Origin of the sequence: Streptomyces sp. NPDC035033, from assembly GCF_040636735.1 — a bacterium.
Taxonomy (GTDB): domain Bacteria; phylum Actinomycetota; class Actinomycetes; order Streptomycetales; family Streptomycetaceae; genus Streptomyces.
Genome location: NZ_JBEZUZ010000079.1, coordinates 13,228 through 38,599 on the forward strand (window position 1 = coordinate 13,228; position 25,372 = coordinate 38,599).

Annotated in this window: 22 protein-coding genes; 4 read left to right on the forward strand and 18 right to left on the reverse strand. The window is 73.0% G+C overall.

Annotated elements, in window-relative coordinates:
- Positions 1 to 13: 13 nt before the first annotated feature.
- The 6 genes from AB0E83_RS26815 to AB0E83_RS26840 form a co-directional block, all read right to left on the reverse strand.
- Positions 14 to 1,231 carry a cytochrome P450 gene (locus AB0E83_RS26815; protein ID WP_362116992.1) on the reverse strand — a complete coding sequence of 406 codons (1,218 nt, stop codon included), beginning with the start codon at positions 1,229 to 1,231 and terminating at the stop codon, positions 14 to 16.
- Positions 1,232 to 1,250: 19 nt separating this feature from the next.
- The gene (locus AB0E83_RS26820) at positions 1,251 to 2,003 is read right to left on the reverse strand and encodes an aspartyl/asparaginyl beta-hydroxylase domain-containing protein (protein WP_362116995.1); all 753 of its coding nucleotides are present in this window, start codon (positions 2,001 to 2,003) and stop codon (positions 1,251 to 1,253) included.
- A 30-nt stretch (positions 2,004 to 2,033) separates the two neighbouring features.
- Positions 2,034 to 5,213, reverse strand: coding sequence for an amino acid adenylation domain-containing protein (locus tag AB0E83_RS26825; RefSeq protein WP_362116998.1), 3,180 nt, complete (start codon positions 5,211 to 5,213; stop codon positions 2,034 to 2,036).
- Between the two features lie 118 nt (positions 5,214 to 5,331).
- Complete coding sequence (locus AB0E83_RS26830; protein WP_362117001.1) at positions 5,332 to 7,635, reverse strand: non-ribosomal peptide synthetase; 2,304 nt, start codon at positions 7,633 to 7,635, stop codon at positions 5,332 to 5,334.
- Positions 7,636 to 7,841: 206 nt separating this feature from the next.
- Positions 7,842 to 9,161, reverse strand: a complete 1,320-nt coding sequence (locus tag AB0E83_RS26835) for a TRAM domain-containing protein (protein WP_362117004.1) — start codon at positions 9,159 to 9,161, stop codon at positions 7,842 to 7,844.
- A 61-nt stretch (positions 9,162 to 9,222) separates the two neighbouring features.
- Complete coding sequence (locus AB0E83_RS26840) at positions 9,223 to 11,274, reverse strand: APC family permease (protein ID WP_362117007.1); 2,052 nt, start codon at positions 11,272 to 11,274, stop codon at positions 9,223 to 9,225.
- A 244-nt stretch (positions 11,275 to 11,518) separates the two neighbouring features.
- Between AB0E83_RS26840 and AB0E83_RS26845 the strand changes: the two genes are divergently transcribed.
- Positions 11,519 to 12,187 (forward strand): TrkA family potassium uptake protein, encoded by a 669-nt coding sequence (locus tag AB0E83_RS26845; protein ID WP_362117009.1) that lies wholly within the window; start codon positions 11,519 to 11,521, stop codon positions 12,185 to 12,187.
- On the forward strand, positions 12,187 to 12,861 hold the full coding sequence (locus tag AB0E83_RS26850; RefSeq protein WP_169094115.1) for a TrkA family potassium uptake protein: 675 nt from the start codon (positions 12,187 to 12,189) through the stop codon (positions 12,859 to 12,861). Before AB0E83_RS26845 ends, AB0E83_RS26850 begins: the two co-directional genes overlap by 1 nt.
- A gap of 66 nt (positions 12,862 to 12,927) precedes the next feature.
- Here the strand turns inward: AB0E83_RS26850 and AB0E83_RS26855 are convergent, their stop codons facing one another.
- From AB0E83_RS26855 to AB0E83_RS26890, 8 genes are all read right to left on the reverse strand, one after another.
- Positions 12,928 to 13,671, reverse strand: a complete 744-nt coding sequence (locus AB0E83_RS26855) for a DUF3159 domain-containing protein (RefSeq protein WP_362117012.1) — start codon at positions 13,669 to 13,671, stop codon at positions 12,928 to 12,930.
- Positions 13,672 to 13,674: 3 nt separating this feature from the next.
- Positions 13,675 to 14,073 (reverse strand): OB-fold nucleic acid binding domain-containing protein, encoded by a 399-nt coding sequence (locus AB0E83_RS26860; protein ID WP_362117015.1) that lies wholly within the window; start codon positions 14,071 to 14,073, stop codon positions 13,675 to 13,677.
- 45 nt (positions 14,074 to 14,118) lie between these two features.
- Positions 14,119 to 14,805, reverse strand: coding sequence for a response regulator (locus AB0E83_RS26865; protein WP_362117018.1), 687 nt, complete (start codon positions 14,803 to 14,805; stop codon positions 14,119 to 14,121).
- A 124-nt stretch (positions 14,806 to 14,929) separates the two neighbouring features.
- On the reverse strand, positions 14,930 to 17,479 hold the full coding sequence (locus AB0E83_RS26870; protein WP_362117021.1) for a sensor histidine kinase KdpD: 2,550 nt from the start codon (positions 17,477 to 17,479) through the stop codon (positions 14,930 to 14,932).
- 90 nt (positions 17,480 to 17,569) lie between these two features.
- On the reverse strand, positions 17,570 to 18,238 hold the full coding sequence (locus AB0E83_RS26875) for an ABC transporter ATP-binding protein (protein ID WP_362117045.1): 669 nt from the start codon (positions 18,236 to 18,238) through the stop codon (positions 17,570 to 17,572).
- A 362-nt stretch (positions 18,239 to 18,600) separates the two neighbouring features.
- Complete coding sequence (locus AB0E83_RS26880) at positions 18,601 to 19,368, reverse strand: DUF3710 domain-containing protein (RefSeq protein WP_362117024.1); 768 nt, start codon at positions 19,366 to 19,368, stop codon at positions 18,601 to 18,603.
- 1 nt (position 19,369) lies between these two features.
- Positions 19,370 to 19,882 carry a dUTP diphosphatase gene (gene dut / locus AB0E83_RS26885; RefSeq protein WP_362117027.1) on the reverse strand — a complete coding sequence of 171 codons (513 nt, stop codon included), beginning with the start codon at positions 19,880 to 19,882 and terminating at the stop codon, positions 19,370 to 19,372.
- Positions 19,882 to 20,466 carry a PaaI family thioesterase gene (locus AB0E83_RS26890; protein ID WP_362117030.1) on the reverse strand — a complete coding sequence of 195 codons (585 nt, stop codon included), beginning with the start codon at positions 20,464 to 20,466 and terminating at the stop codon, positions 19,882 to 19,884. The genes dut and AB0E83_RS26890 overlap by 1 nt, the downstream gene beginning before the upstream one ends.
- 58 nt (positions 20,467 to 20,524) lie before the next feature.
- On the opposite strand from AB0E83_RS26890, the gene AB0E83_RS26895 reads away from it, so the two are divergent.
- The gene (locus AB0E83_RS26895; RefSeq protein WP_362117033.1) at positions 20,525 to 21,040 is read left to right on the forward strand and encodes a DUF3093 domain-containing protein; all 516 of its coding nucleotides are present in this window, start codon (positions 20,525 to 20,527) and stop codon (positions 21,038 to 21,040) included.
- A gap of 53 nt (positions 21,041 to 21,093) precedes the next feature.
- Here the strand turns inward: AB0E83_RS26895 and AB0E83_RS26900 are convergent, their stop codons facing one another.
- The 4 genes from AB0E83_RS26900 to AB0E83_RS26915 all read right to left on the reverse strand — a co-directional run bounded on the left by AB0E83_RS26900 (position 21,094) and on the right by AB0E83_RS26915 (position 24,760).
- Entirely contained in the window at positions 21,094 to 22,158 is a 1,065-nt protein-coding gene (locus tag AB0E83_RS26900) for a hypothetical protein (RefSeq protein WP_362117036.1), read from the reverse strand.
- A gap of 13 nt (positions 22,159 to 22,171) precedes the next feature.
- Positions 22,172 to 22,468 carry a DUF4193 domain-containing protein gene (locus AB0E83_RS26905; RefSeq protein WP_003955561.1) on the reverse strand — a complete coding sequence of 99 codons (297 nt, stop codon included), beginning with the start codon at positions 22,466 to 22,468 and terminating at the stop codon, positions 22,172 to 22,174.
- Between the two features lie 395 nt (positions 22,469 to 22,863).
- On the reverse strand, positions 22,864 to 24,102 hold the full coding sequence (locus AB0E83_RS26910) for a HAMP domain-containing sensor histidine kinase (RefSeq protein ID WP_362117039.1): 1,239 nt from the start codon (positions 24,100 to 24,102) through the stop codon (positions 22,864 to 22,866).
- 4 nt (positions 24,103 to 24,106) lie between these two features.
- The gene (locus tag AB0E83_RS26915; RefSeq protein WP_030496297.1) at positions 24,107 to 24,760 is read right to left on the reverse strand and encodes a response regulator transcription factor; all 654 of its coding nucleotides are present in this window, start codon (positions 24,758 to 24,760) and stop codon (positions 24,107 to 24,109) included.
- Positions 24,761 to 25,119: 359 nt separating this feature from the next.
- On the opposite strand from AB0E83_RS26915, the gene AB0E83_RS26920 reads away from it, so the two are divergent.
- Positions 25,120 to 25,302, forward strand: coding sequence for a hypothetical protein (locus AB0E83_RS26920; RefSeq protein ID WP_362117042.1), 183 nt, complete (start codon positions 25,120 to 25,122; stop codon positions 25,300 to 25,302).
- The last annotated feature ends 70 nt before the right edge of the window (positions 25,303 to 25,372 follow it).

The following is a 25,372-nucleotide window of genomic DNA, read 5'->3' on the forward strand; positions in this document are numbered from 1 at the left end:
GACCGCCGGGCGGTCACGCGGGCGTCAGCCGCACCCGGAGGTGTTTGTAGCCGTTGATGACCGAGGTGGCGAGCAGGGCGGGTTGTTCGAGTACGGTCGCCGACGCGACGCGATTGCACAACTCGTCCAGGTAGAGGCTCAGTTCGAGGGTGGCGAGGGAGGCGCCGAGGCAGTAGTGGGGGCCGGAGCCGAGCGCGAGGTGGGCGTTGGGCCTCCGGGTGATGTCGAAGACGTCGGGGTCGGGGAAGGCGCGCTCGTCGCGGTTGGCCGAGAAGTGCCAGATCGCCACGTCCTGGCCGGCCTCGATCCGCCTGCCGTGCAGCTCCACGTCGCGTTCGGCGCGGCGCAGCACGTGCTTGCTGGGCGAGACGTACCGCAGGACCTCCGCGACAGCGGAAGGCAGCAACCCCCGGTCGGCGCGCAGGAGTTTCCACTGCCGGGGGGATTCGACGAGGGCGAGCAGCGCGCCGACGGCGCCGTGCCGGGTGGTCTCGTTCCCGCCGAGCAGCAGCAGGTCGAAGAAGAGCATCGCGTCCTCCTCGTCGAGCCGGCCGTCCCGCTGGGCCTCGACCAGGCGGGTGACCAGGTCGTCGCGGGGCGCGGCCCGGCGCTGGTCCATGAGGTCCTGGCAGTAGAGCAGCAGCCGGCTGTGGGCGACCGCCGCGCTGACCCGGGCGTCGGGGGAGGTCTGGAGCTCCCGGTCGGCCGAGCCGAAGGCGGCGCTGGTCAGGCCGAGCAGCAGCTCCCAGTCCTCCTCGGGGACGCCGAGGAGGGCGGCGATGGAGGCGACGGGCAGCAGGGCCACGGTGTCGACGAAGTCGACCTCGCCCTCCTCCAGGGCCCGGTCGAGGCAGTGGCCGATGACCGAGCGCAGATAGGGTTCGAGTCTGGCGACGGCCCGGGGCGTGAAGGACTGGTTGACCATCTGCCGCAGTTCGGTGTGGCGTCTGCCGTCGGTGTGGGTGAGCATCCGGCCCGAACCCTCGTCGCCGGTCCAGCGCTGCTGGCCGAGGACGTTGGTGCCGGCCGAGCTGAAGGTGACGGAGTCCTTCTGGACGGCCAGGCAGTCCTCGTACCGGGTCACCGACCAGAACCCCGGCTCGGCGCCCTCGGGGTTCCAGTGGACCGGGTCGTGGTCGCGCAGCCGGCGGAAGAGGGCGTGGTGGCCGGGGTCCGCGAAGAGCTGGGGGTCGGCGAGGTCGACGTGGTCGAGTGCCGTGGTCTCGGTCATGGTCGGGGGGTCCTTCGGGTCAGGCCATCATGCGCTGGATCTCCGTCATGAGGACGGTGAGGGCGGCCCGTTCGGGCGGGGTGGTGTCCGGGTGCCAGAGGTCGGCCAGGAGGCAGGTGCGGGTGCGGTCGCCGTCGTTCCACGCCTCGTGCTCGAAGGAGTAGTCGAAGAGCAGGCACTTGCCCTCCTCCCAGGCGCGGGTCTCGCCGGCCACGCGGATTCCCGCGCCGTCGGGGATGTCGATGGCCAGGTGGAGGTTGATGCTGAAGTTCCATAGGTCGCAGTGGGGGGCGATCGCGGCGCCGGGCAGCAGGGTGGAGAAGTGCGATTCGAGGAGCGGGCAGATCAGCCCGGTCGCCACCGCGTGCTCCTCCAGCACGGCGTACGCGGTGGGGGCGAGCGGCGCCGCGTCCTCGGCGAGCCGCCCGTCCCGGTACAGGTAGAGGGCCTGCCAGTCGCGCTGCCGGACCAGGTAGTGCTCGTAGTCGGAGAACCGCTCCCGGCTCGACGCCCAGGCCCGCTCCTGGTCGGCCTTGATCCGCGGGTGCGCCGCCTCCAGCGCCTTGACGAGCGGCAGGATCTCCGGGTGCCCGTACGGGTCGTGCCAGGGGAGCTGCGGGATTCCCGGCAGCACCCACTTGGCGGCGGCCTGGAGGGGGTGGCGGTGCTCGCTGCGGCGCCTGGGCCGGAGCATCTCCTCGACGCGGTCGAGCGAGTCCGCCCCGTGCTCGGCCCTGATGGCGGCGAAGCACGCGTCGATCTCGGGGGTCATGGTGGTCTCGTCTCCTCGTCCGGCTCGGGGTCAGGCGCGGGGGGTCAGCCGCGGGCGGGCCCCGGCCGGGCCGCCGCTCTCCAGGCTCGCCACGACCCCCGCGACGGTCGGGTTCTCGAAGAGGGCCATCAGGTCGGCCTCCAGGCCGAGTTCGGTCCTGATGCGGTTCACCAGGCGGGTGGCGAAGAGCGAATGGCCGCCGAGTTCGAAGAAGTTGTCGTCCAGGTGGACCGTTTCGAGCTTCAGGATCTCGGCGAAGAGCGCGGCGACGCTCTTCTCCCGCTCGGTCACCGGCGCGCGGCCGGCGGACTCGGCGGCGTACTCGGGGGCGGGCAGCGCCCGTTCGTCGAGCTTGGCGTTGCGGGTCAGGGGCAGCGCGTCGAGGACGACGAACGCGGCCGGGACCATGTAGTCGGGGAGCCGTCCGGCGAGGTCGGCGCGGAGGGCCGCGGTGTCGACGCGGGCGCCCTTGGCGGGGACGACGTACGCGACCAGCCGCTGGTCCCCCGGTGTGTCCTCGCGCACGACGACCGCCGCGTCCCCGACCGTCGGGTGGCCGAGGGCGACCGCCTGGATCTCGCCGGTCTCCACGCGGAAGCCGCGCAGCTTGACCTGTCCGTCGGCGCGCCCGACGAAGATCAGGTGCCCGTCGGGGGTCCAGCGCCCGAGGTCGCCGCTGCGGTACATCCGCTCCCCCGGCGCCCCGAACGGGTCGGCGACGAAGCGCTCGGCGGTCAGTCCCGGCCGGTGGAGGTAGCCCCGGCCGAGGTTGGCACCCGCGAGGTACAGCTCGCCGACCACCCCGGGCGGAACCGGCCGCAGCCGCTCGTCGAGGACGTGGACGCGGGAGTTCCGCAGGGGGCGGCCGATGGTGGCGGTCGGGTGCTCGTGCAGGGCGCAGCCGGTGGCCTCGACGCAGAACTCGCTGGGCCCGTAGTAGTTGTAGACGGTCGTGCCCGGTACGTCGCTCAGCCGGCTCCACAGTGCCTCGCCGACCGCCTCGCCGCCCAGCATCAGGGTGGTGGGGGCGGCGTCGCCGTCCAGCAGCCCCTCCTCCAGGAGCTGCTGCGCGAAGCTGGGGGTGACGTCCAGCTGTCCGATGCCGTGCGCGGCCAGGTGGGCGACCATGCGGGCCGGGTCCCGGCGGAGGTTCTCGTCCAGGAGGTGCAGTTCGTGGCCCGCGGTCAGGGCCAGCATCCCCTCCCACGAGGTGTCGAAGGCGAGCGAGGCGGAGAGGGCCACCCGCAGCCGCGCCTCCGGTGTGGCGGGCGGCGGGAAGGTGACGCGGGTGTGGTGCTCCCACAGGTTGGCGAGGGCGCGGTGCAGCACGGTGACGCCCTTGGGCCGTCCGGTGGACCCGGAGGTGAAGATGACGTACGCGGCGTGGTCGAGGAGCAGCGGTTCGGGGCGGTCGACGTCGGTCGGGTCGTGGTCCGGGCGGTGCGGCTGCCGGTGCTCGGTGACCAGCAGGCAGGAGGGCGCGGCGTCCTTCACGTCGGCGGCGAGCGCCTCGGTGGCGACGAGGGCGGCGGGCGCGGCCTCGCCGAGGACGGTCCTGATCCGTTCGAGCGGGTTCTGCGGGTCGACGGGCAGGTAGACGCCGCCCGCCTTGCCGACCGCGAGCCAGGCGACGACGGCGGGGGCGGTGCGGGGCAGGGCCACGGCGACGAGGCTCTCGGGGCCGATGCCGTGGTCGAGGAGGTGGTGGGCGAGGCGGTTGGCCCAGGCGTTGAGCTGGGCGTAGCTGAGCCGGACGTCGCCGGCGACGAGGGCGGTGGCGTCGGGGGTGCGGGCGGCCTGTTCCTCGAAGCGGCCGATGACGGTGACGTCCGGCTGTTCGGCGGCGGTGTCGGCGGCGCGGTGCAGCGCCTCCCGTTCGCCGGGGGTGAGGACGTCGATGTCGGCGAGCGGCCGGTCGGGGTCCGCCGCGACGGCGTCGACGAACCGGGCGAGCCGTTCCGCGAGGGTCTGCGCGGTGCGGGCGTCGAAGAGGTCGGTGGCGTACTCCAGCGTCCCGTCCAGACCGTCGGGGGAGCCGCCGGGCGGTTCGCGCAGCACGACGGAGAGGTCGAAGCGGGCCACGCCCGACTTGAGGAGCCCGACCTCGGTGTCGAGTCCGGCGAGGGGGAGGGTCATGTCCCCGCCGTGGAGTTCGACGCCGACCTGGAAGAGCGGGTGCCGGGCCCGGGAGCGGACCGGGTTGAGGGCTTCCACGATGCGTTCGAACGGCAGGTCCTGCCGCTCGTAGGCGGCGAGGCCGGTCTCCCGCACCCGCTGGACCAGCTCGCGGAAGGTCGGTCCGCCGGAGACGTCGACGCGGAGCACCTGGGTGTTGATGAAGCAGCCCACGAGGTCGTCGAGGGCCTCGTCGGTGCGGCCGGCGACGGGCGTGCCGAGGGGGATGTCGGTTCCCGCGCCCAGCCGCCACAGCAGGGCCGCGACGGCCGCCTGCACGGCCATGAACAGCGTGCCGCGGGTCTCCCGGGCGAGCCCGGTCAGGGCGGCGTGCGCCTGCGGCGTGATCGCGAAGCCGGCCTCGCCGCCGCGCTGGCTGGCGACGGGGGGCCGCACCCGGTCGAAGGGCAGCCGCAGTTCCTCGGGAAGGTCGCGCAACTCCTCGGTCCAGTAGGCGAGCTGACGGTTCACCAGGCTCTCGGGGTCGCTCTCGTCGCCGAGCAGCCGCGCCTGCCAGAGGGTGTAGTCCGCGTACTGGGCGGGCAGCGGCTCCCAGGCGGGCGCCGCGCCGCCGCCGCCGCGCGCCGCGTAGGCGGCGGCGAGGTCCCGCAGGAGCGGGGTCATCGACCAGCCGTCGCACACCGCGTGGTGCAGGACGAGGGCGAGCACGTGCCGGTCGGGCGCCGCCCGCAGCAGCCGCACCCTCAGCAGCCGGTCGCGCTCCAGGTCGAAGGGGCGCCGGGCCAGCTCCCGCAGCTCGTCCTCGACCCGCTCCGCGTCCACGTCCACGGGCGGGCAGACGGGCCGCGCCTCGTCGGCGGACAGCACCCGCTGGCGGGGCTCGCCGCCGACGGTGACGAAGACGGTCCGCAGGCTCTCGTGCCGCTCCACGACGTCACCGAGGGCCGCCTCCAGGGCGGCCACGTCGAGGTCCCCTCCGATGCGGACGACGACGGGCACGTTATAGGCGGCGCTGGGCCCTTCGAGCTGGTTGAAGAACCACAGGCGCTGTTGCGCGGAGGACAGAGGAAACACCCACACCACTCCCCATCAGAAGGAAACTCTCGGCCCGGCGGACAACCTCTGCGCCGGGCATCGGAACAGGCCACGCGTTCGGAGCAGGCCGCACACCCGAAGCGGACCGCGCGCTCGGTCAGGTCGCCCGGCCGGCCAGCCTCGGGCGTACGGTGCCGCCGGTCGGCCCGCCGTCGAGTCCGGCCACGAGCTTGGCGACGGACGGGGCGTCGAGGATCTGGCGCAGCTCGATCTCGACCCCGAGCGCGGACCGCAGTCCGCTCCAGAGCCGCATGGCGAGCAGCGAGTGCCCGCCGAGGTCGAAGAAGTCGTCGTCGAGGTAGACCCGTTCGACGCCGAGGACCCGGGCGAAGACCCCGGCGACCAGCACCTCCCGCTCCGTGCGCGGCAGCCGCCGGCCGGGCTCGGCGGGGGTGGCGGCCCGCGCCGGGGCGAGGGCGGCGAGCGCCGTACGGTCGATCTTCTGGTTCCGGGTCAACGGCATGGCGTCGACCTGGACGAACGACGACGGCACCATGTACTCGGGCAGTTCGGCGCGCAGGGCGTCCCGGAGCCCGCCGTGGTCGAGGGGCGCGTCCCCGGTGACGTAGGCGCGCAGGAACGCGGCCCCGCCCTCCCGCTTCTCCAGCAGCACGACGGCCTCGCGCACCCCGTCCAGGAGCACCAGCTGCCGCTCGATCTCGCCGGGTTCGATGCGGAAGCCGCGCAGCTTCACCTGGTGGTCGGCCCGCCCCAGGAAGTCCAGCTCCCCGTCGCCGGTCCAGCACACGATGTCGCCGGTCCGGTAGAGCCGCTCGGTGCCGTCGATGCCGCCGCGCGTGAACGCCCGGCCGGTCAGCTCGGGCCGTCCGAGGTACCCCTCCGCGAGCCCGTCGCCGCCCACGTACAGCTCTCCGGGCACGCCGAGCGGCTGCGGGTTGCCGTGCCGGTCCATGACGTACGCGGTCGAGTTGGCGATCGGCCGCCCGATGGGGACCCGCCCGGCGGGGCGCCGGGTGAGGGGGTGCGCGACGGAGAAGGTGGTGTTCTCGGTGGGGCCGTACACGTGGACGAAGGTGCTGTCGGGGCAGGCGTCCATGGCCCGCTCGACGTGTCCGGCGGACAGCAGCTCACCGCCGAAGAGCACCTGGCACCCGGCCAGGGCGCGGGGGTCCTGCTCCACGAGCTGGTGGAAGAGGGCGGTGGTGAGGAACAGGGTGTTCACCCCGTACCGGGAGATCGCCCCCTTCAACTCGGCCGCGTTCAGGACGGTGGCCTCGGGGACGAAGACCACGGTGCCGCCGTTGAGGAGCGCGCCCCAGAATTCGAAGGTGGTGGCGTCGAAGGCGAGGGCCCCGGTCTGGAGGATCACCGAGGACTCGGAGAGCCGCACGTAGTCGGCCCCGAGAACGAGCCGCAGCACGGCCCGCTGCCCGACGAGCACCCCCTTGGGCCGCCCGGTGGTCCCGGAGGTGTACATCACATAGGCGGCGCGCCCGGCCACCGCCCCCGAAGAGGGCAACGGGCCCTCCTCCTCCCCCACGTCACCCACCTCCACCACGGGCACGGGCGCCTCCCCCACGCCGCCCGCCTCGGCCAGCAACAGACCGGCCTGGCTGTCGGCGAGGAGGAAGTCCCGCCGGTTCGCCGGGGCGGACCGGTCGATGGGTACGTAGGCGGCGCCGAGGCGCAGGATGGCGAGGATGGCGACGAGCACGCGCGGCGACTTGTCGAGCACGAAGGCGACCCGGTCGCCGGCCCGCACGCCCCGAGCGTGCAGCGCGCGGGCCAACTCCTCTGCCCGGCGCAGAAGTTCGGCATAGGTCACGGTCTCCTCCGCGCACCGCACGGCGGCGTGCCCGGGCCGCAGGGCCGCCTGCTCGGCGAAGAGGGCGTAGAGGGAGGCGTCCCGCGGGTAGTCCCGCCGCGTCTCGTTGAACCCGCTCAGCAGGGCCTGCTCGGCCCGGTCGGGCACCCGCAGCCGCTCGACCGCCCGCTCGGGATCGTCGGTCATCTGCTCCAGCAGATGCGCGAGGTGCCCGAGCACCCGCTCACCCAACCCGCCCCGAAAGGCATGCTCATGACATTCCAGGGAGACGGAGTACCCCTCGGCACCGGCCTCACCGGAGAACACCACCTCGTCCCCCGCCACGGCCCCGACGACCCCGCCGGGAACACAGCGGACCCGCGGCCCCCCGGCCGCGTCCGGCTCCCCGCCGGCCACGACCCCGGCCTCGACGGCGTCGCACAGCTCCCGGACGACCAGCCCGGCCGGCAGCGCGACGTCCAGGACACCCGCCCGCTCGCCCCACCGCACCCCGAGCCGGAACCCCTCACTGTCGCAGTACCGCCCCGCGAGCACCCCCACGGCCGCGACCAGCAACCCGGGCCGCTCCACCAGCCGCCGCCCCACGCCCCCGGCCACCCGCACCGTCCGCCGCACGACCGCACACTCCCCCGGCACCGAGCACGGCTCCCCCAGGGGAAGCACCGAAGGAAACTCCCGAACCGCTTCTCCAGCCATACCCACCCGTCCCCATCGACCACACCGAAGGCAGGTTCACGCTAAAACCTCCCCGCCCCCCGAAGAGGAACCCCCCGAGGCATCCCCCCGGCAGTTCCCCCCGGCCGACCCCACCCACAAACCCCCTACTTCACCGGCTCCAGAATCGCCACGCACTCCACGTGGTGCGTCATCGGGAACAGGTCGAACGCCCTCAAGGTACGGACGCGGTAGCCCGAGTCGGCGAAGTAGGCCAGGTCCCGGGCGAGGGCGGCCGGGTCGCAGGCGACGTAGGCGATGCGGCGGGCGCCGAGGCCGGCGAGGTGGCGGACGGTCTGCTTGCCGGCGCCGGCGCGCGGGGGGTCCAGGACGATGAGGTCGACCTCGGTGATGCCGGTGCGCGGGAGGACCGACTCGACCTTGCCCTGTTCGATGCGGACGCGCGGGAAGCCGGCCAGGTTGTGGCGGGCGTCCTCGACGGCGCGCTTGCCGGACTCGATGCCGAGGACGGCGCCCTGGTCGCCGACGCGGTCCGCGAGGGCGCCGGCGAAGAGGCCGACGCCGCAGTAGAGGTCGAGGGCGGTGTCGCCCTTGCGCGGGAGGAGGCCCTGCATGACGGCCTTCATGAGGGTGTCGGCGGCCTTCGGGTGGACCTGCCAGAAGCCGCCGCTGCCGACGCGGTGGGTGCGCTCGTCGGCGCGCTCGCGGACGAAGGCGCGGCCGTGGACGCGGTGGACGCCGCCGTCCTTCTCGTCGACGCGCATCACGGAGACCGGCTTGTCGAGCTCGACGAGCGGGAGGCGGGCGCCGGGGCGGGGGGTCAGGATGACCTGGCGGTCGTTCGAGCCGGAGGCGGCGATCGCCTCGACGGCGGCCATGCCCTCCCAGGTGCGGGCCTCGACGCCGAGCTCCGAGACGCCCTGCGCGGCGATCATGCAGTGGTCGATGACCTGGACCTCGTGCGAGCGGTGCTTGCGCAGGCCCGCGCGGCCCTCGGGGTCGATGGCGTACTGGACGCGGGTGCGCCACTGCGGGACCTCGCCCGCCGGGAGCTTGTCGCCCTCGGCGGGGACGACCGTGCCGTCCCAGCCGGCCTCCTCGGGGGTGAGGCCGGCGAGCCGCTTCAGCTGTTCGGCGATCACCTCGCCCTTGAGCCGGCGCTGGGCGCCCGGCTTGGCGTGCTGCCAGTCGCAGCCGCCGCACTTGCCGGGGCCGGCGAAGGGGCACGGGGCCTCGATGCGGTCCTTGGAGGGGTCGAGGATCTCGACGGCGTCGGCGCGCAGGAAGCGGCTGGTCTCGTCGCCCTCGGTCACCCGGGCCCGGACGCGCTCGCCCGGCAGCGCGTGGCGGACGAAGAGGACGCGGCCCTCCTCCGTACGCGCGATGCAGTGCCCGCCGTGGGCGACGGGGCCGACCTCGACCTCGTACTCCTCCCCGATCAGGGACGTCACAGGGGTGTTCTGCATGATCGGGGGCTCCTGGGAGAGAAAGAGAAGTGGGCTGCTGTTCGGACAGCAGCCCACCAGTCTAGTTGCTCTTCGCCGCCGGTTCCTTCCGGACCTTCTCGACGGGGCCGCGGCGGACCGAGCCCGGCGCGTTCCACTCCTGCCGCTTCCGCGCCCGCTTCTTCGCGGCCTCGGAGGACTGGAGCTGGTACGGGACCGAGGTCACCATCACGCCCGGGGTGAAGAGGAGCCGGCCCTTGAGGCGGAGCGCGGACTGGTTGTGGAGCAGGTGCTCGTACCAGTGGCCGACGACGTACTCGGGGATGTAGACCGAGACGGCGTCGCGCGGGCTCTCCTGCCGCAGGTTCTTGACGTACTCGATGACCGGGCGGGTGATCTCGCGGTACGGGGAGTCGAGGATCTTCAGCGGCACGTTGATGCCGCGCCGCTCCCACTCCTCCTTCAGCGCCTTCGTGTCGGCCGGGTCGACGTTGACGGTGAGCGCCTCCAGCTCGCCGGCGTGCATGAGCTTGGCGTAGGCGAGGGCCCGGAGGGTGGGCTTGTGGAGCTTGGAGACGAGGACGATCGAGCGGACCCGGGAGGGGCGCACGTACTCGTCGGGGCGTTCCTCGGCGGCCGCGATCTCGGCGGCCACGGAGTCGTAGTGGCGGCGGATCGCGGTCATCGTCACGTAGAAGATGACCATGCCGAGGAGGGCGACCCAGGCGCCGTGGGTGAACTTGGTGGCGAGGACGACGACGAGGACGAGGCCGGTGAAGAAGGCGCCGAAGGCGTTGATCGCGCGGGAGCGGATCATGTGGCGGCGCTTGGCCGGGTCGCGCTCCGTCGCGAGGTGCCGGTTCCAGTGCCGGACCATGCCGACCTGGCTGAGCGTGAAGGAGACGAAGACGCCGACGATGTACAGCTGGATCAGGCGGGTGGAGTCGGCGCCGTAGATCCAGACGAGGAGGGCGGCGGCGCCGGCGAGGAGCACGATGCCGTTGGAGAAGGCGAGGCGGTCGCCGCGGGTGTGCAGCTGGCGCGGCAGGTAGCGGTCCTGGGCGAGGATCGAGCCGAGCAGCGGGAAGCCGTTGTACGCCGTGTTGGCGGCCAGGAAGAGGACGAGCGCGGTGGCGGCGGCGAGCAGGACGAAGAAGAACGTCCCGTCGCCGAAGACGGCGGCGGCGACCTGCGAGATGACCGGGTCCTGGACGTAGTCCTCGCCGACCGGCACCCCGTTGTGGAGGAGGTCGTGGGCGGGCTTCTCGGCCATCCGGACGTCGGTGGCCATGGCGAGGAAGATGATGCCGCAGAACATGGTGACGGCGAGGCCGCCCATGAGCGCGAGGGTGGTGGCGGCGTTCTTCGACTTCGGCTTGCGGAAGGCGGGGACGCCGTTGGAGATCGCCTCGACGCCGGTGAGGGCGGCGCAGCCGGAGGAGAAGGCGCGCAGCAGCAGGAAGACCAGCGCGAAGCCGGCCAGGCCCTGGTGCTCGGGCTTGATCTCGAAGTCGGCCGTCGGGGCCTTCATGGTGTCGTCGAGGACGATACCGCGCCAGGCGCCCCAGGCGATCATGCAGAAGACGCCGAAGACGAAGACGTACGTCGGGATGGCGAAGAGGCTGCCGGACTCCTTGACGCCCCGGAGGTTCATCACGGTGAGGAGGACGATCACGCCGACGGCGCAGGCGACCTTGTGCTCGACGACGAAGGGGATCGCGGAGCCGAGGTTCTCGATGCCGGAGGAGATCGAGACGGCGACGGTGAGGACGTAGTCGACGAGCAGGGCGCTCGCGACGGTGAGTCCGGCCTTCGGCCCGAGGTTGACGGTGGCGACCTCGTAGTCGCCGCCGCCGCTCGGGTACGCGTGCACGTTCTGCCGGTACGAGGCGACGACCGTGAACATCAGGACGACGACGGCCAGCGCGATCCACGGGCTGAAGTGATAGGCCGACAGACCGGCGACGGAGAGGACGAGGAGGACCTCGCCCGGCGCGTACGCCACCGAGGACAGCGGGTCGGAGGCGAAGACGGGGAGGGCGATCCGCTTGGAGAGCAGGGTCTCGCCGAGCTTGTCGCTGCGCAAGGCCCGCCCGATGAGGATCCGTTTGGGCACGTCGGTCAGTTTGGACACAACAGAGGATCGTAAGCGTTCGAAAAGAGCCAACCGCGCCGCGACCCCGGCCGCGCGGAAATCCATACGGAATCTTTCCGCCCGCCCCTCTGATGCGGTCCCGTCCGGCGTTGCCGCTTAAGCTCGGACCGGGCAACCCGGCAGGGCGTTGTCCGCCGCGGCCCGGGCCGATCGGGCGAGGAAAGTTGTGAGCAGGGTGTTTTCGCAGGTCAGTAAGACGATCAGGAGTGCGGGGTAAGGGGACGTGCACATCGTCATCATGGGCTGCGGGCGAGTGGGCGCCGCTCTCGCGCAGACCCTGGAGCAGCAGGGCCACACGGTCGCCGTCGTCGACCAGGACCCGACGGCTTTCCGCCGCCTGGGCTCCGGCTTCGGGGGGCGGCGCGTCACCGGCGTGGGCTTCGACCAGGACACCCTGCGCGAGGCGGGGATCGAGGAGGCCGGTGCCTTCGCCGCGGTGAGCAGCGGTGACAACTCCAACATCATCGCGGCCCGGGTGGCCCGCGAGATGTTCGGCATCGAGAACGTGGCGGCGCGGATCTACGACCCCCGGCGCGCCGAGGTCTACCAGCGTCTGGGCATCCCGACGGTGGCGACGGTCCGCTGGACCGCCGACCAGATGCTGCGCCGGCTGCTGCCCTCGGGCGCGGAGCCGCTGTGGAGCGATCCGAGCGGCGGCGTCCAGCTCGCCGAGGTGCACACCTCCCCCGCGTGGATCGGGCACAAGGTCAGCCGGCTGCAGGACGAGACCGGTGTCCGGGTCGCCTTCCTCACCCGGCTGGGCGAGGCGATCATCCCCACGTCGCAGACGGTGCTCCAGGAAGGCGACCTGGTGCACGTGATGATGCGCACGGACGAGATCGCCAAGGTCGAGGCGGCGTTCGCCGAAGGTCCCGAGGAGGGCGGTCACTGATGCGGGTCGCGATTGCGGGCGCGGGCGCGGTGGGCCGTTCCATCGCCGGCGAGCTCCTGGAGAACGGTCACGAGGTCCTGCTCATCGACAAGGCGCCGACCGCCATCTCGGTGGAGCGGGTGCCGCAGGCGGAGTGGCTGCTGGCCGACGCCTGTGAGATCACCTCGCTGGACGAGGCGGCGCTGCAGCGCTGCAACGTGGTCATCGCGGCCACCGGTGACGACAAGGTGAACCTGGTCGTCTCGCTGCTCGCGAAGACCGAGTACGGCGTGCCGCGGGTGGTCGCCCGGGTGAACAACCCGAAGAACGAGTGGCTGTTCAACGAGGCGTGGGGCGTGGACGTGGCCGTCTCCACCCCGCGGCTGATGTCGGCCCTGGTGGAGGAGGCGGTGAGCGTCGGCGACCTGGTCCGGCTGCTGCGCTTCAGCCACGGCGACGCCAACCTGGTGGAGCTGACGCTGCCGCCGGAGTCGGCGGTGGCCGGTACGCAGGTGGGCGAGGTCGCCTGGCCGCAGGACACCTCGCTGGTGACGATCATCCGCGGTTCGCGGGTGCTGACGCCGAGCCCCGAGGAGACCCTGGAGGCCGGCGACGAGCTGCTGTTCGTGGCGGCGCAGGCGCGCGAGGAGCAGCTGGAGGAGCTGCTCCAGGTGCGCCGGGAGCCGGCGGAGTAGGCAGGGGTACGCCGAAGGGCCCGGGACCGTCGACGGTCCCGGGCCCTTCGGCGTGGCCGGAGGCGGTCACTCCTCGGACGTGCGGGCGGCGGCCGCCTTGCGCTCCGCCTCGGCCTTCTCCTCGGCCTCCATCTCCGCGAAGACGTCGATCGGCGGCGGCGCCTTGGCGAGGAAGACCCAGGTGAGGTAGACGGCGAGGAGGAAGGGCGGGATCTTCAGTGCGACGAGGACCCAGCCGAGCTGGGTGGTGTCGGCCCACCAGTAGAGCGGGAAGAGGATCGCGCACTTGGCGAGCAGGATCAGGCCCCAGGCCCAGCTGGCCTTCGCGTAGGCCTTCTTCCGTCCCGGGTTCCGGGTCCGCCAGGAGAGGTTCTCCTTGAAGACCGGGCCGAGGATGAGGCCGATCAGCGGGACGCCGGCGAGCGTGGTGACGATGTACGCGAGGCCGAGGCCCAGCGTGTAGAGCATGCCGGGGAGGTAGAAGTCCTTGGCGTTCCCGGTCATCATCGCGAAGACCACGCCGAAGGCGACGCCGAAGACGCCGCTGAAGGCGTGCTTGACGGTGTCGCGGCGGACGAGCCGGACGGCGACGAGGACGAGGGAGACCGCGAGCGCGGCGATCGCCGAGACGTGCAGGTCCTTGTTGACCGTGTAGATGGTGACGAAGAGCAGTCCGGGGAGGACCGTCTCGACCATGCCCCGGACGCCGCCGAACGCCTCGAAGAGCGCGGCCTCGGTCACCGCCTTGTCGGTCCGGGCGTCCTGGTCCGGGGTCGGCGGTGCGGTGGTCGGCTTGTCGACGGACGTCACCGGCTACTCCTGTCCGAGCGGTCGGAGCTCGTATTTGGGGTTGAAGAGGACCCGCCGGCCGTGGCTCATGGAGATGCGGCCGGAGGCGATCAGCTTGCGGCCCGGCTCGATGCCCACGATGGAGCGGCGGCCCAGCCAGACGACGTCCAGCGGTGCCGTGCCGTCGAAGAGCTCGGCCTCCAGGGCCGGGACGCCGGCCCGCGGGCGCAAGGTGACCGTGCGCAAGGTACCAGTCACCCTGACTATCTGGCGGTCGGAGCAGTCGGAGATCCGCGTGCAGCCCGAAGCCGCCGTGTCCTCCTGGAGCTCCTCCGACTCCAGGTCCTCCGGGGAGGAGGAGAGCCGGTCGAGCATCCGGCGGAACCGGCCGGCCGGCTTGTCGGGACGGGATGCAGCACTCATACCCAAAAGCGTACCGGCCGCCGTTCCCGCCGGAAGAGGCCCGCCTCAGTGTTCGAAGCGGTAGCCCATGCCCGGTTCGGTGACGAAGTGGCGGGGGTGCGAGGGGTCGGCCTCCAGCTTGCGGCGGAGCTGCGCCATGTAGACCCGGAGGTAGTTGGTCTCGGTGCCGTAGGAGGGTCCCCAGACCTCCTGGAGCAGCTGCTTCTGGCTGACCAGGCGGCCGGCGTTGCGGACCAGGACCTCCAGGAGGTGCCACTCGGTGGGGGTGAGCCGGACGTCCCGGCCGTCGCGGTGCACCTTCTTGGCGGCGAGGTCGACGGTGAAGTCCTCGGTCTCGACCACGACGACGCCGTCCTCGGCGCCGCCGACGGGTTCGGCGCGGCGGACGGCGGCGCGCAGCCGGGCGAGGAGCTCGTCCATGCCGAAGGGCTTGGTGACGTAGTCGTCGGCGCCGGCGTCGAGCGCCTCGACCTTCTCGTCGGAGGTCTGCCGGGCGGAGAGGACGATGATCGGGACCCGGGTCCAGCCGCGCAGCCCCTTGATGACGTCGACGCCGTCGATGTCGGGCAGGCCGAGGTCGAGGACGACGACGTCGGGGTGGCGCTCGGCGGCGAGCCTGAGGGCGGTGGCGCCGTCGGGGGCGGAGTCGACCTCGTACTTCCGCGCCTTGAGGTTGATCACCAGGGCGCGGACGATCTGCGGCTCGTCGTCGACCACGAGGACCCGGGTCATGTCGGGGGCCTTCCTTCTGCTGGACGGGGCGGGGTGCGGGTACGGGATCAGGTACGGGTACAGGATCGGGTACGGGGCCGGGCGCGGGTGCGGCGGCGGGCCGCGGGCGCGGCGGGGCGCGGTCTCAGGTCACGGCGTGGGCCGGCGGGCCGGCGGCCGGCCGCCGCGGGGCGCCCCCGCCCACGGCCCGCAGGGTGAGGACCATGGTGAGCCCGCCGCCGGGGGTGTCCTCGGCGGCGAGGGTGCCGCCCATGGCCTCCACGAAGCCGCGGGCGACCGCGAGGCCGAGGCCGACCCCGGACCCGCGCGGGGCGTCGCCGAAGCGCTGGAAGGGCTCGAAGATGCCGTCCTTGGACTCGTCGGGGACGCCGGGGCCGCGGTCCACCACCCGGAGCTCGACGCGGTCGCCGAGGGCGCTGGCGGCGACCGCGACGGGGACGCCCTCGGGGCTGTACTTGACGGCGTTCTCGACGATGTTGGCGACGGCCCGCTCCAGGAGGCCCTTGTCGACCTCGACCATGGGCAGCGTCTCGGGGATGTCGGCCTCGGCGCTGCCGTCCGGGACCCCGCCCAGGGCCATCGGGACGACCTCGTCGAGGTCGACGGCCCGCAGGAGCGGGGTGACGGTGCCGGTCTGGAGGCGGGACATGTCGAGGAGGTTGCCGACGAGGTGGTCGAGGCGGTCGGCGCCGGCCTCGATGCCCTCCAGGAGCTCGGCCCGGTCCTCCTCGGACCACTCGACGTCGTCGGAGCGGAGCGAGGTGACGGAGGCCTTGATGCCGGCGAGCGGGGTGCGCAGGTCGTGGCTGACGGCGGCGAGCAGGGAGGTGCGGATCTTGTTGCCCTCGGCGAGCTTGCGGGCCTCCTCGGCCTCGTCGACGAGCCGCTGCCGGTCGAGGACGACGGCGGCCTGGGCGGCGAAGGCGCCCAGCACCCGGCGGTCCTCGGCGGGCAGCACCCGGCCGGTCAGGGCGAGGGCGAGGTGGTCGCCGACCGGCATGTCCACGTCGGCCTCCTCGGGCCGGAGCGCCGGGTGGGGGCCGACCCCGGCGGCCCGGGTCCAGGGTTCGGCGCCGTCGGCCCGTTCCAGCAGGGCGACGGACTCCATGGAGAAGGTCTCGCGGACCCGTTCGAGGAGGGCGTCGAGGCTGGTCTCGCCGCGCAGCACGCTGCCCGCGAGGTAGGAGAGCACCTCGGACTCGGCGCGCAGCCGGGCGGCCTGGTGGGTGCGGCGGGCGGCGAGGTCGACGACGGAGGCGACGGCCATGGCGACGCCGAAGAAGACCGCGATGGCGACGATGTTCTTGGGGTCGGCGATGGTGATCCGGTGGATCGGCGGGGTGAAGAACCAGTTGAGCAGCAGCGAGCCGACCGCCGCCGAGGCGAGCGCCGGGAGGAAGCCCCCGAGCAGGGCCGCGCCGACGGTGAGCGCCAGGAAGAGCAGCATGTCGTTGGCGAGCCCGAGGTCGGCGTCGGTGTGGGTGAGGAGCAGGGCGAGGAGGACCGGTCCCGCGACGCCGGTGAGCCAGCCGCCGAGGATCCGGGAGCGGCCGAGGCGGGTGCCGCGGGTGACCGGGAGGCCGCGGCCCTTGGCGACCTCGTCGTGGGTGACGATGTGGACGTCGAGGTCGGGGCCGGAGTCGCGGGCGACGGTCTGGCCGACGCCGGGCCCGAGGACGTACTGCCAGGTGCGGCGGCGGCTGGAGCCGAGGACGATCTGGGTGGCGTTCACCCCGCGGGAGAACTCCAGGAGGGCGGTCGGTATGTCGTCGCCGATGACGTGGTGGAAGGTGCCGCCGAGGTCCTCGACGAGGGTGCGCTGGACGGCCAGCTCCTTCGGCGAGGCGGCGGTGAGGCCGTCGCTGCGGGCTATGTAGACGGCGAGGACCTCGCCGCCGGCGCCCTTCTCGGCGAGCCGGGTGGCGCGCCGTATCAGGGTGCGGCCCTCGGGTCCGCCGGTGAGGCCGACGACGATCCGCTCGCGGGCCTGCCAGGTGGAGCGGATGTTGTGCTCGCCGCGGTACTGGCGCAGGTACTCGTCGACCCGGTCGGCGGTCCAGAGCAGGGCGAGCTCGCGCAGGGCGGTGAGGTTGCCGGGGCGGAAGTAGTTGGAGAGGGCCGCGTCGACCTTGTCGGGGGTGTAGACGTTGCCGTGCGCCATGCGGCGGCGCAGCGCCTGGGGCGACATGTCGACCAGCTCGATCTGGTCGGCCCGGCGGACGATCTCGTCGGGGACGGTCTCCTGCTGCCGGACCCCGGTGATCGCCTCGACGACGTCGCCCAGCGATTCCAGGTGCTGGATGTTGACGGTCGAGACGACGTCGATGCCGGCGGCGAGGAGCTCGGCCACGTCCTGCCAGCGCTTGGGGTTGCGCGAGCCGGGCACGTTGGTGTGGGCGAGCTCGTCGACGAGGGCGACGGCGGGGCGGCGGGCGAGGACGGCGTCCACGTCCATCTCGGTGAAGACGCCGCCGCGGTACTCGATCTCGCGGCGGGGCACCTGCTCCAGGCCGTGCAGCAGCACCTCGGTCCGCGGCCGGCCGTGATGCTCGACGAAGGCGACGGCGCAGTCGGTGCCGCGCTCCACCCTGCGGTGGGCCTCGGAGAGCATGGCGTAGGTCTTGCCGACGCCGGGCGCCGCGCCGAGGTAGATCCGAAGCTTGCCACGTCCCATGGACCGACCATACGTCCGGCCGATCGGACATTCCGCACCCGGTGGAACACCCCGGTGCGGTATTGACGTGATCCTGATGCGCCGCGGAGGTCAGTCCTCGACGATCTCGCCGTCGCGGAGTTCGAGGACCCGGTCGGCGAGGCCGAGGAGCTGGTGGTCGTGGGTGGCGACGAGGGCGGTGCAGCCCTCGCTGCGGACCACGGCCCGCAGCAGCTCCATCACGGCGAGGCCGGTCTCGGCATCGAGCTGGCCGGTCGGCTCGTCGGCGATGAGCAGGGCCGGCTTGTTGGCGAGGGCGCGGGCGATGGCGACGCGCTGCTGCTGGCCGCCGGAGAGCTCGCCGGGGCGCTGGCCCGCGTGGTCGGCGAGGCCGACGAGGGCGAGGAGCAGGGCGACCCGCTCCTCGCGCTCGGCGGGGTCCGCCTTGCGCAGCCGCAGCGGGACGCCGACGTTCTCGGCGGCGGAGAGGATGGGCAGCAGGCCGAAGGACTGGAAGATGAAGCCGATCCGGTCCCGCCGCAGCTCCAGGAGGCCCTCCTCGCCGAGGGTGGAGAGGTCGGTGCCGTCGATGACGATCCGGCCGCCGTCGGCGGAGTCGAGCCCGCCGACGAGGTTGAGCAGGGTGGTCTTGCCGGAGCCGGAGCGGCCCTTGAGGGCGACGAGCTCGCCGCGGGGGATCTCGAAGGAGACGCCCTTGAGGGCGTGGACGGCGGCCTCGCCCTCGCCGAACGAACGGCGCAGGCCCTCCACCCGGATCATCGGGCCCCCGATGGGGTCCTCGGCGACGGCCGTCGCGGACCGCGTGCTGTTCTCGCTCACCCTGCGCTCCCCCTCCTCGAACACCTGCGCACGCCAGTATGGTCGGCCGCCGCCTCCGGGACCAGACTCCGGAACCCCGAGGAGACCCCGATCTTCGGACGGGCGGCCCCGGACTCCGGACGGCCGGACCCCCGGGGGGCGGCCGGAAAGCGGGTGCGGGCCCGCGGCCGGAGAGGGAGATACGGGCCTGCGGCCGCCGGTCGCCGCGCGCCCGGGAGAAGGCCGGTGGGCCGCCGCCCGTACGTCGTGCGCACGGACGGCGGCCCACCGGACCGGGTCTGCCACCGGGGTCCCGGGGCGCGTCAGCGGATCTCGGAGATCTCCGGGCCGCGCTGGAGCTGGCCCATGCCGCCGGAGAAGCGGGACCCGGCCTGCTCCTCCTGCTGCACGCCGTCCGGCACCATCTGGGCGTCGTTGGGCAGCTTGAGGACGATCGGGTCGCGCGGGGCCATCGGGCCCTCGCCGCGGTTGACCACGGTGTCCCGGACGATCTGCTCCAGCAGGCCGGCGGCCTCGGGCTGGACCGCGCCCTGGCCGGAGATGACGCCGCGCAGGAACCAGCGCGGGCCGTCGACGCCGACGAAGCGCACGATCTGCACGCCGCGGTTGCCGTCGGGCAGCTGGACGGGGACCTGCGCGCGCAGCTCCCAGCCGAGCGGGCCCTCGACCTCGTCGATGGCGCCGCCCTGCTGGACGATGCCGGTGGCGATCTCCTCGCGGACCTCGCCCCAGATGCCCTCCTTCTTGGGCGCCGCGAACGCCTGGAGCTGCACGGCGCTGTCGCGCAGCACGACGGTCGCGGCGACGATCGCGTCGCCCGCCACCTCCACGCGGAGCTCCATGCCCTCGACGCCGGGCACGTAGAGGCCGCCGAGGTCGACGCGGCCCTCTTCGGGCTTGGCGACCTCGGAGACGTCCCAGGGACCGTCGGGCCGGGGCGCCGGCGGAAGGTTCACCTTGCGCGGCTGGTCCGCCGCGTCCGCGGCGTCCTCGCCGGCCGCGGCGTCGACGACCTGCTCGGCCTCGCCCGCCGTGTCGGCGGCACCGCTCTTCTTGCGACGTCCGAACACGTCACTGTCCTTCCCGGTCGGATACGACCGAAGCGTATCGATTCCCACCCGTGGTGCCGTCCACGGCGGCATGACCGCCGGTGGACCCGAAGCCCCCCTCGGCCCGCGCCGAGCCGGGAAGCTCCGCCACCTCGTGGAAGCGCACCTTCTCGACCTGCTGGACGACCAGTTGGGCAATCCGGTCGAACCGTTCGAACCGCACGCTCTCGCGCGGGTCGAGATTGACCACGATCACCTTGATCTCTCCACGGTACCCGGCATCCACCGTCCCCGGGGCATTCACGAGCGCGACTCCGCAGCGCGCGGCCAGTCCGGAGCGGGGGTGGACGAAGGCGGCGTAGCCGTCGGGGAGGGCGATCGACACGCCGGTGGGCAGCACGGCGCGCTCGCCGGGGGCCAGGACGGCGGCCTCGGTGGTGACGAGGTCGGCGCCGGCGTCGCCGGGGTGGCCGTAGGCCGGGAGCGGCACGTCCGGGTCCACCCGGCGGATCAGTACGTCGACGGGAGGGCGCATCAGGGGTTCACCTCGAAGGCGCGGGCGCGCCGGACCTGGTCGGGGTCGGCCATCGCGGCTCGGATCTCCTCCGGCCGACCGTTGTCGATGAAGTGCTCGACCTTGACCTCGACGAACATGGCGTCGGCGCGGACGGCGACGGGCCCGTCGGGGCCGCCGATCCGGCCGGTGGCGGTCGAGTAGATCTTGCGGCCGTGGACGGCGGTGACCTCGGCCTGGAGGTGGAGGACGGTGCCGACCGGCACGGGCCGGAGGAAGTCGGTCTCCAGGCGGCCGGTCACGGCGATGACGCGGAGCAGCCAGTTCAGCGAGCCGAGGGTCTCGTCGAGGGCGGTGGCGAGCACGCCGCCGTGGGCGAGGCCGGGGGCGCCCTGGTGGTCCGCGGTGACGGTGAACTCGGCGGTGACGGTCACGCCGTCGCCCGCGCGGGCCTCCAGGTGGAGGCCGTGGGGCTGTCCGCCGCCGCACCCGAAGCAGTGGCCGTAGTGCGAGCCGAGCGACTCGCCGGGGGCGGGCGCGTCCGGGTGGCGGACCGGCGCCACGGCGTCGGCCGGTGGGGTCAGGGCGGCAGATGTTGCAGTCACAGGCGCAGACCTTACCCGCGCGGCCGCGCGCGGGTCGCGTCGTGCCAAGCTTGGACGCATGCAGCCTTCCGCACCGACTTCCTCGTCCGGGGCCTCCTCCCCCGGGTCTTCCGCCTCCCCGGCGGCACCGCGCTTCGACGAGCGGCTGACCGTGCCCGGTTCCTGGTGGGTGATCGTCGGCCTGCTGGCCCTGTCCGGCGGCCTGATCACGCTGCCGCTCGGGACGGTGCCGATGCTGGGCGGTCTGATCGTGGCGGGCGTGGCGGCCGGTGTGGCGGCCTCCTCGTACGGCTCGGCCCGGATCCGCGTGGTGGCCGGCTCGCTGGTGGCGGGCGAGGCCCGGGTGCCGGTGTCGGCGCTGGGGGCGGTCGAGGTGCTGGACGAGGAGGAGGCGCGCGCCTGGCGCACGCACAAGGCCGATCCGCGCGCCTTCATGCTGATGCGCAGCTATGTGCCGCGGGCGGTGCGGGTCGTAGTCACGGACCCGGCGGACCCGACGCCGTACCTGTACCTGTCGAGCCGTGACCCGGAGGGGCTGGCGGCGGCGGTGGAGGCGGTACGGGCCGAGGGCTGAGCCCTTCCCGTCCGGGGTCCGTCCCGGGGCCGCTCCGGGCGGCCCGGGGCGGTCTAGAAGCCCAGTTCCTTGGGGTTCTCGGGCTGTTCCAGGGGCGGCAGCCCCGTGAGCCGGTCCCAGGGGACCTGGCGGGCCCTGAGGTCCTTGCGGATGTGCCCGGCGAGCTTCTTGGTGTCGCGCCGGTTCATGACCGCGCCGACGGCCGCCCCGACCATGAACGGGGTGAGGTTCGGCAGGTTGCGGACCATGCGCTTCATGATCTGCTGGCGCAGTTCGCGTTTGAGCTGTCCGCCGAGGGCCGCGTTGATCGTCGTGGGCTTGGTGGGGTCGATGCCCCGCTCCTCGGCCCAGGAGGTCAGGTAGGCGGCCGAGCGCTGGGCCAGGTTGCCGGGCGGGCGCAGTCCGTAGACCTCGTGGAGCTCGGCGATCAGCTTGAGCTCGACGGCGGCGACGCCGGTGATCTCGGCGGCCAGCTCGGCCGGCATGGCCGGCGGGACGGGGAGCATGGCGGCGGCGCCGATGCCCGCGCCGACGGTCGAGCTCGCGTTGGCCGCGCCGGAGACCAGTTTGTCGGCGATCTCCTCCGGGCCGAGCCCGGGGAAGTGCTTCCGCAGGGTGGCGAGGTCGCGGACGGGGACGCGCGGGGCCAGGTCGATGAGGCGGTCGGCCAGATAGCCGATGCCCGCCTTGGCTCCGTCGCCGCCGCGTTTCACGCCCTGCTTGACGCCTTCCACGCCGCGCCGGACGGCCTCGATGCGGGCGGCGTCGATCTTGATCCGGTCGAGCTGCGCGCGCGCCGGATTGGCCAGTCGCCTGACGGCGCCCGGCCTTCCGTGACGGCCCGCGTCACGGTCCTCGGCCGTCTCGGGGGCCGAGGTGCCTTCGGGGTCCCGCTCCGCGGGGAGCGGTGCCCGCTCCCGCCCCGGGACGGCGGCGGCTTCGAGCGAGGCCGTGGGGCCCCGCTCGTCGTCCGCCACGCCGGGGGAGGGCAGGGGGGCGGCCTGCTCGGCTTCGGGGGCCTCCTGGGCGCCCTCCGTCGGGCCGGTGCCGCCCTTGTGCGTCCGGGGCTTCACGGGAAGCCTCAGACGCCGCTTCCGGGACGGTGTGTCGCCTGCCACGGCCGCGCCTGACTCAGTCGCAGTCGCGGCAGATCGGCTGACCGTTCTTCTCGCGCGCCAGCTGGCTGCGGTGGTGCACCAGGAAGCAGCTCATGCAGGTGAACTCGTCGGCCTGCTTGGGCAGGACCCGGACGGCCAGTTCCTCGTTCGAGAGATCGGCGCCCGGGAGCTCCAGGCCCTCGGCGGCCTCGAACTCGTCGACGTCGACGGTCGAGGTCGACTTGTCGTTCCGACGAGCCTTGAGCTCTTCGAGGCTGTCCGAGTCGACGTCGTCGTCGGTCTTGCGTGGGGTGTCGTAATCCGTTGCCATGTCGCTCTCCCCCTCTGGGTGGTTGCGGTGTCTCAGCGCACGTAACGCGTGAGAGGTCGGACTTGTGCCCGACCTGAGGCGCAGATTTTGCCTCACATCAAGGTCTGTTACTCAATCGACACCCGTCCCGCGCTCTCACGAGTGATCGGGTACGAGTGGCGATGCGGACCGTACACGGTCCGCGGGGCGGCCCCGCAGGCCGCCACCCCGTGTACTTTCCGCCGCCCGATGTCCGGGAAACCCGGACTTTTCCGGGGTTTCCCCCGGAATTCACGGTCACGGAGCGCGACCTTCCGGGCACTCGCCCTTGTGATCGATCACACATGGCCGTCTCAGGACGGGGGCCCGGGAATTCCGCTCAAAGCGAACAGAACGGGCTTCGTCCTCGCAGTCTGTCAGATCGGCAGAGTGACGCGCATCACCAGTCCGCCGCCCTCGCGGGGCTCCGCGCCGATGCGCCCGCCGTGCGCCCGGGCCACCGAACGCACGATCGACAGGCCGAGGCCGACCCCCTTGTCGCTGCCGGTCCGCTCCTGGCGGAGCCTGCGGAACGGCTCGAAGAGGTTGTCGATCTCGTAGGCGGGGACCACCGGGCCCGTGTTGGCGACCACGAGCACCGCCTGGCCGTGCTGGACCTCGGTGGTGACCTCGACCCAGCCCCCTTCCGGGACGTTGTACCGCACGGCGTTCTGGAGCAGGTTCAGGGCGATCCGCTCCAGCAGGACGCCGTTGCCCTGGACGACGACCGGGGCCCGCTCGCCGCGGATCTCCACGCCCTTCGCCTCGGCCTCGCCGTGCACCTGGTCGACGGCCCGCTCGGCGACCTCGGCCAGGTCGACGGGTTTGCGCTCCACGATCTGGTTGTCGCTGCGGGCGAGCAGCAGCAGGCCCTCGACCAGCTGCTCGCTGCGCTCGTTGGTGGCGAGCAGGGTCTTGCCGAGCTGCTGGAGCTCCACCGGGGCCCCCGGGTCGGAGAGGTGGACCTCCAGGAGGGTGCGGTTGATCGCCAGCGGGGTGCGCAGCTCGTGCGAGGCGTTGGCGACGAAGCGCTGCTGGGCGGTGAAGGCCCGCTCCAGGCGCTCCAGCATCTCGTCGAAGGTGTCGGCGAGCTCCTTCAGCTCGTCGTCCGGCCCGTCCAGCTCGATCCGCCGGGACAGGTCGGAGCCGGCCACCTGGCGGGCGGTCCGGGTGATCCGGCCGAGCGGCGAGAGCACCCGGCCGGCCATGGCGTAGCCGAAGGCGAAGGCGATGATGCTCAGCCCGACCAGGGCGAAGAGCGAGCGGCGCAGCAGGTCCTCCAGGGCCTGGTCCTGCTGGTGCTTGAGACAGGCGGAGACGGCCGTGTTGAGCTGTTCCCCGGTGCCCTGCACGGGCAGCTCGCACCAGGAGGTGGTGGGCTGCACCTTGCCCTCGACGACCTTGAAGGGCAGCTGGCTGACGCTCTCGGTGACGGCCTGGGCCGTGAAGAGGTAGATGATCGACAGCAGCAGGATGCCGGCGATCAGGAACATCCCGCCGTAGAGCAGCGTGAGCCGTATCCGGATGGTGGGCCGGAGCAGCGGCCTGACCGGGTCCCGGGGGTCCCAGGTGGGTTTCGGTGGCGCCTGGGGGTACGGCGCCGGAGTGGCGGCCATCCGCTCAGATCCGGTAGCCGGAGCCGGGGACGGTGACGATGACGGGCGGCTCGCCCAGCTTGCGGCGCAGGGTCATGACGGTGACCCGGACGACGTTGGTGAACGGGTCGGTGTTCTCGTCCCAGGCCTTCTCCAGGAGCTGCTCCGCGGAGACGACGGCGCCCTCGGAGCGCATCAGCACCTCCAGGACGGCGAACTCCTTGGGGGCGAGCTGGACCTCCCGGCCGTCCCGGAAGACCTCGCGGCGGTTGGGGTCGAGCTTGATGCCGGCGCGCTCCAGGACCGGCGGCAGCGGCACGGAGGTGCGGCGGCCGAGGGCCCGCACGCGCGCGGTGAGCTCGGTGAAGGCGAAGGGCTTGGGCAGGTAGTCGTCGGCGCCCAGCTCCAGGCCCTCGACCCGGTCGCTGACGTCGCCGGAGGCGGTGAGCATCAGGATGCGGGTGGGCATGCCCAGCTCGACGATCTTGCGGCAGACGTCGTCGCCGTGGACCAGGGGCAGGTCGCGGTCGAGGACGACGACGTCGTAGTCGTTGACCCCGACGCGCTCCAGGGCGGCGGCGCCGTCGTACACGACGTCGACGGCCATGGCCTCCCGGCGCAGTCCGGTGGCCACCGCATCGGCGAGCAGCTGCTCGTCCTCGACGACGAGTACGCGCACGTCGTTCTTCCTTCCTTCGACGCTCCGCCCGGCACGGACCGGTGGGCGATGATGAACACTGACTGTGCGTGTCCATCCTGCCCCGTACGCGCGTAAACCGGCTGTAAGGCGGCGGTGCGCGGCCGGCGGGGAGGCGGGCGCGCGCCGGGGGCGCGCGCGGCGGCCGCCAAGAATTCACCTGACTCGCGGGCCAGTTGAGGTTTCCGTGTTCCGAGGGGTGGGGAGGAGGTCTCCACACCCCGCGATCACGCCCTGTCAGTGGCACGCCCACGGCTCTTCCGTCCCCCGGGAGCGACGCAGGACGCGATCCGTTCACCCCCGGCACGCCCCCGTGCCGCCGGACCCATGAGGAGGGGCGCATGGACGCTTTCACCGCAGGGCTGCTGCACCGCATCAGGACCACGCAGTCGGACCTCTCGCGGGCCCGCGAGACCGGCGACGAGTACCTCGCGGAGGTCGAGCAGGCCGAGCTGGAGGACCTGCACCGCCTGGCCGCGGAGCACGGCGTGGAGGTCGCGACGGTCTGCGCGCAGAGCGCCTGAGCGGCGCACTCCCCCCGGAGTGCGCGCGGCGGTGCCCCGGAGCCGGCCGGCTCGACCTCCGCGAGGTACT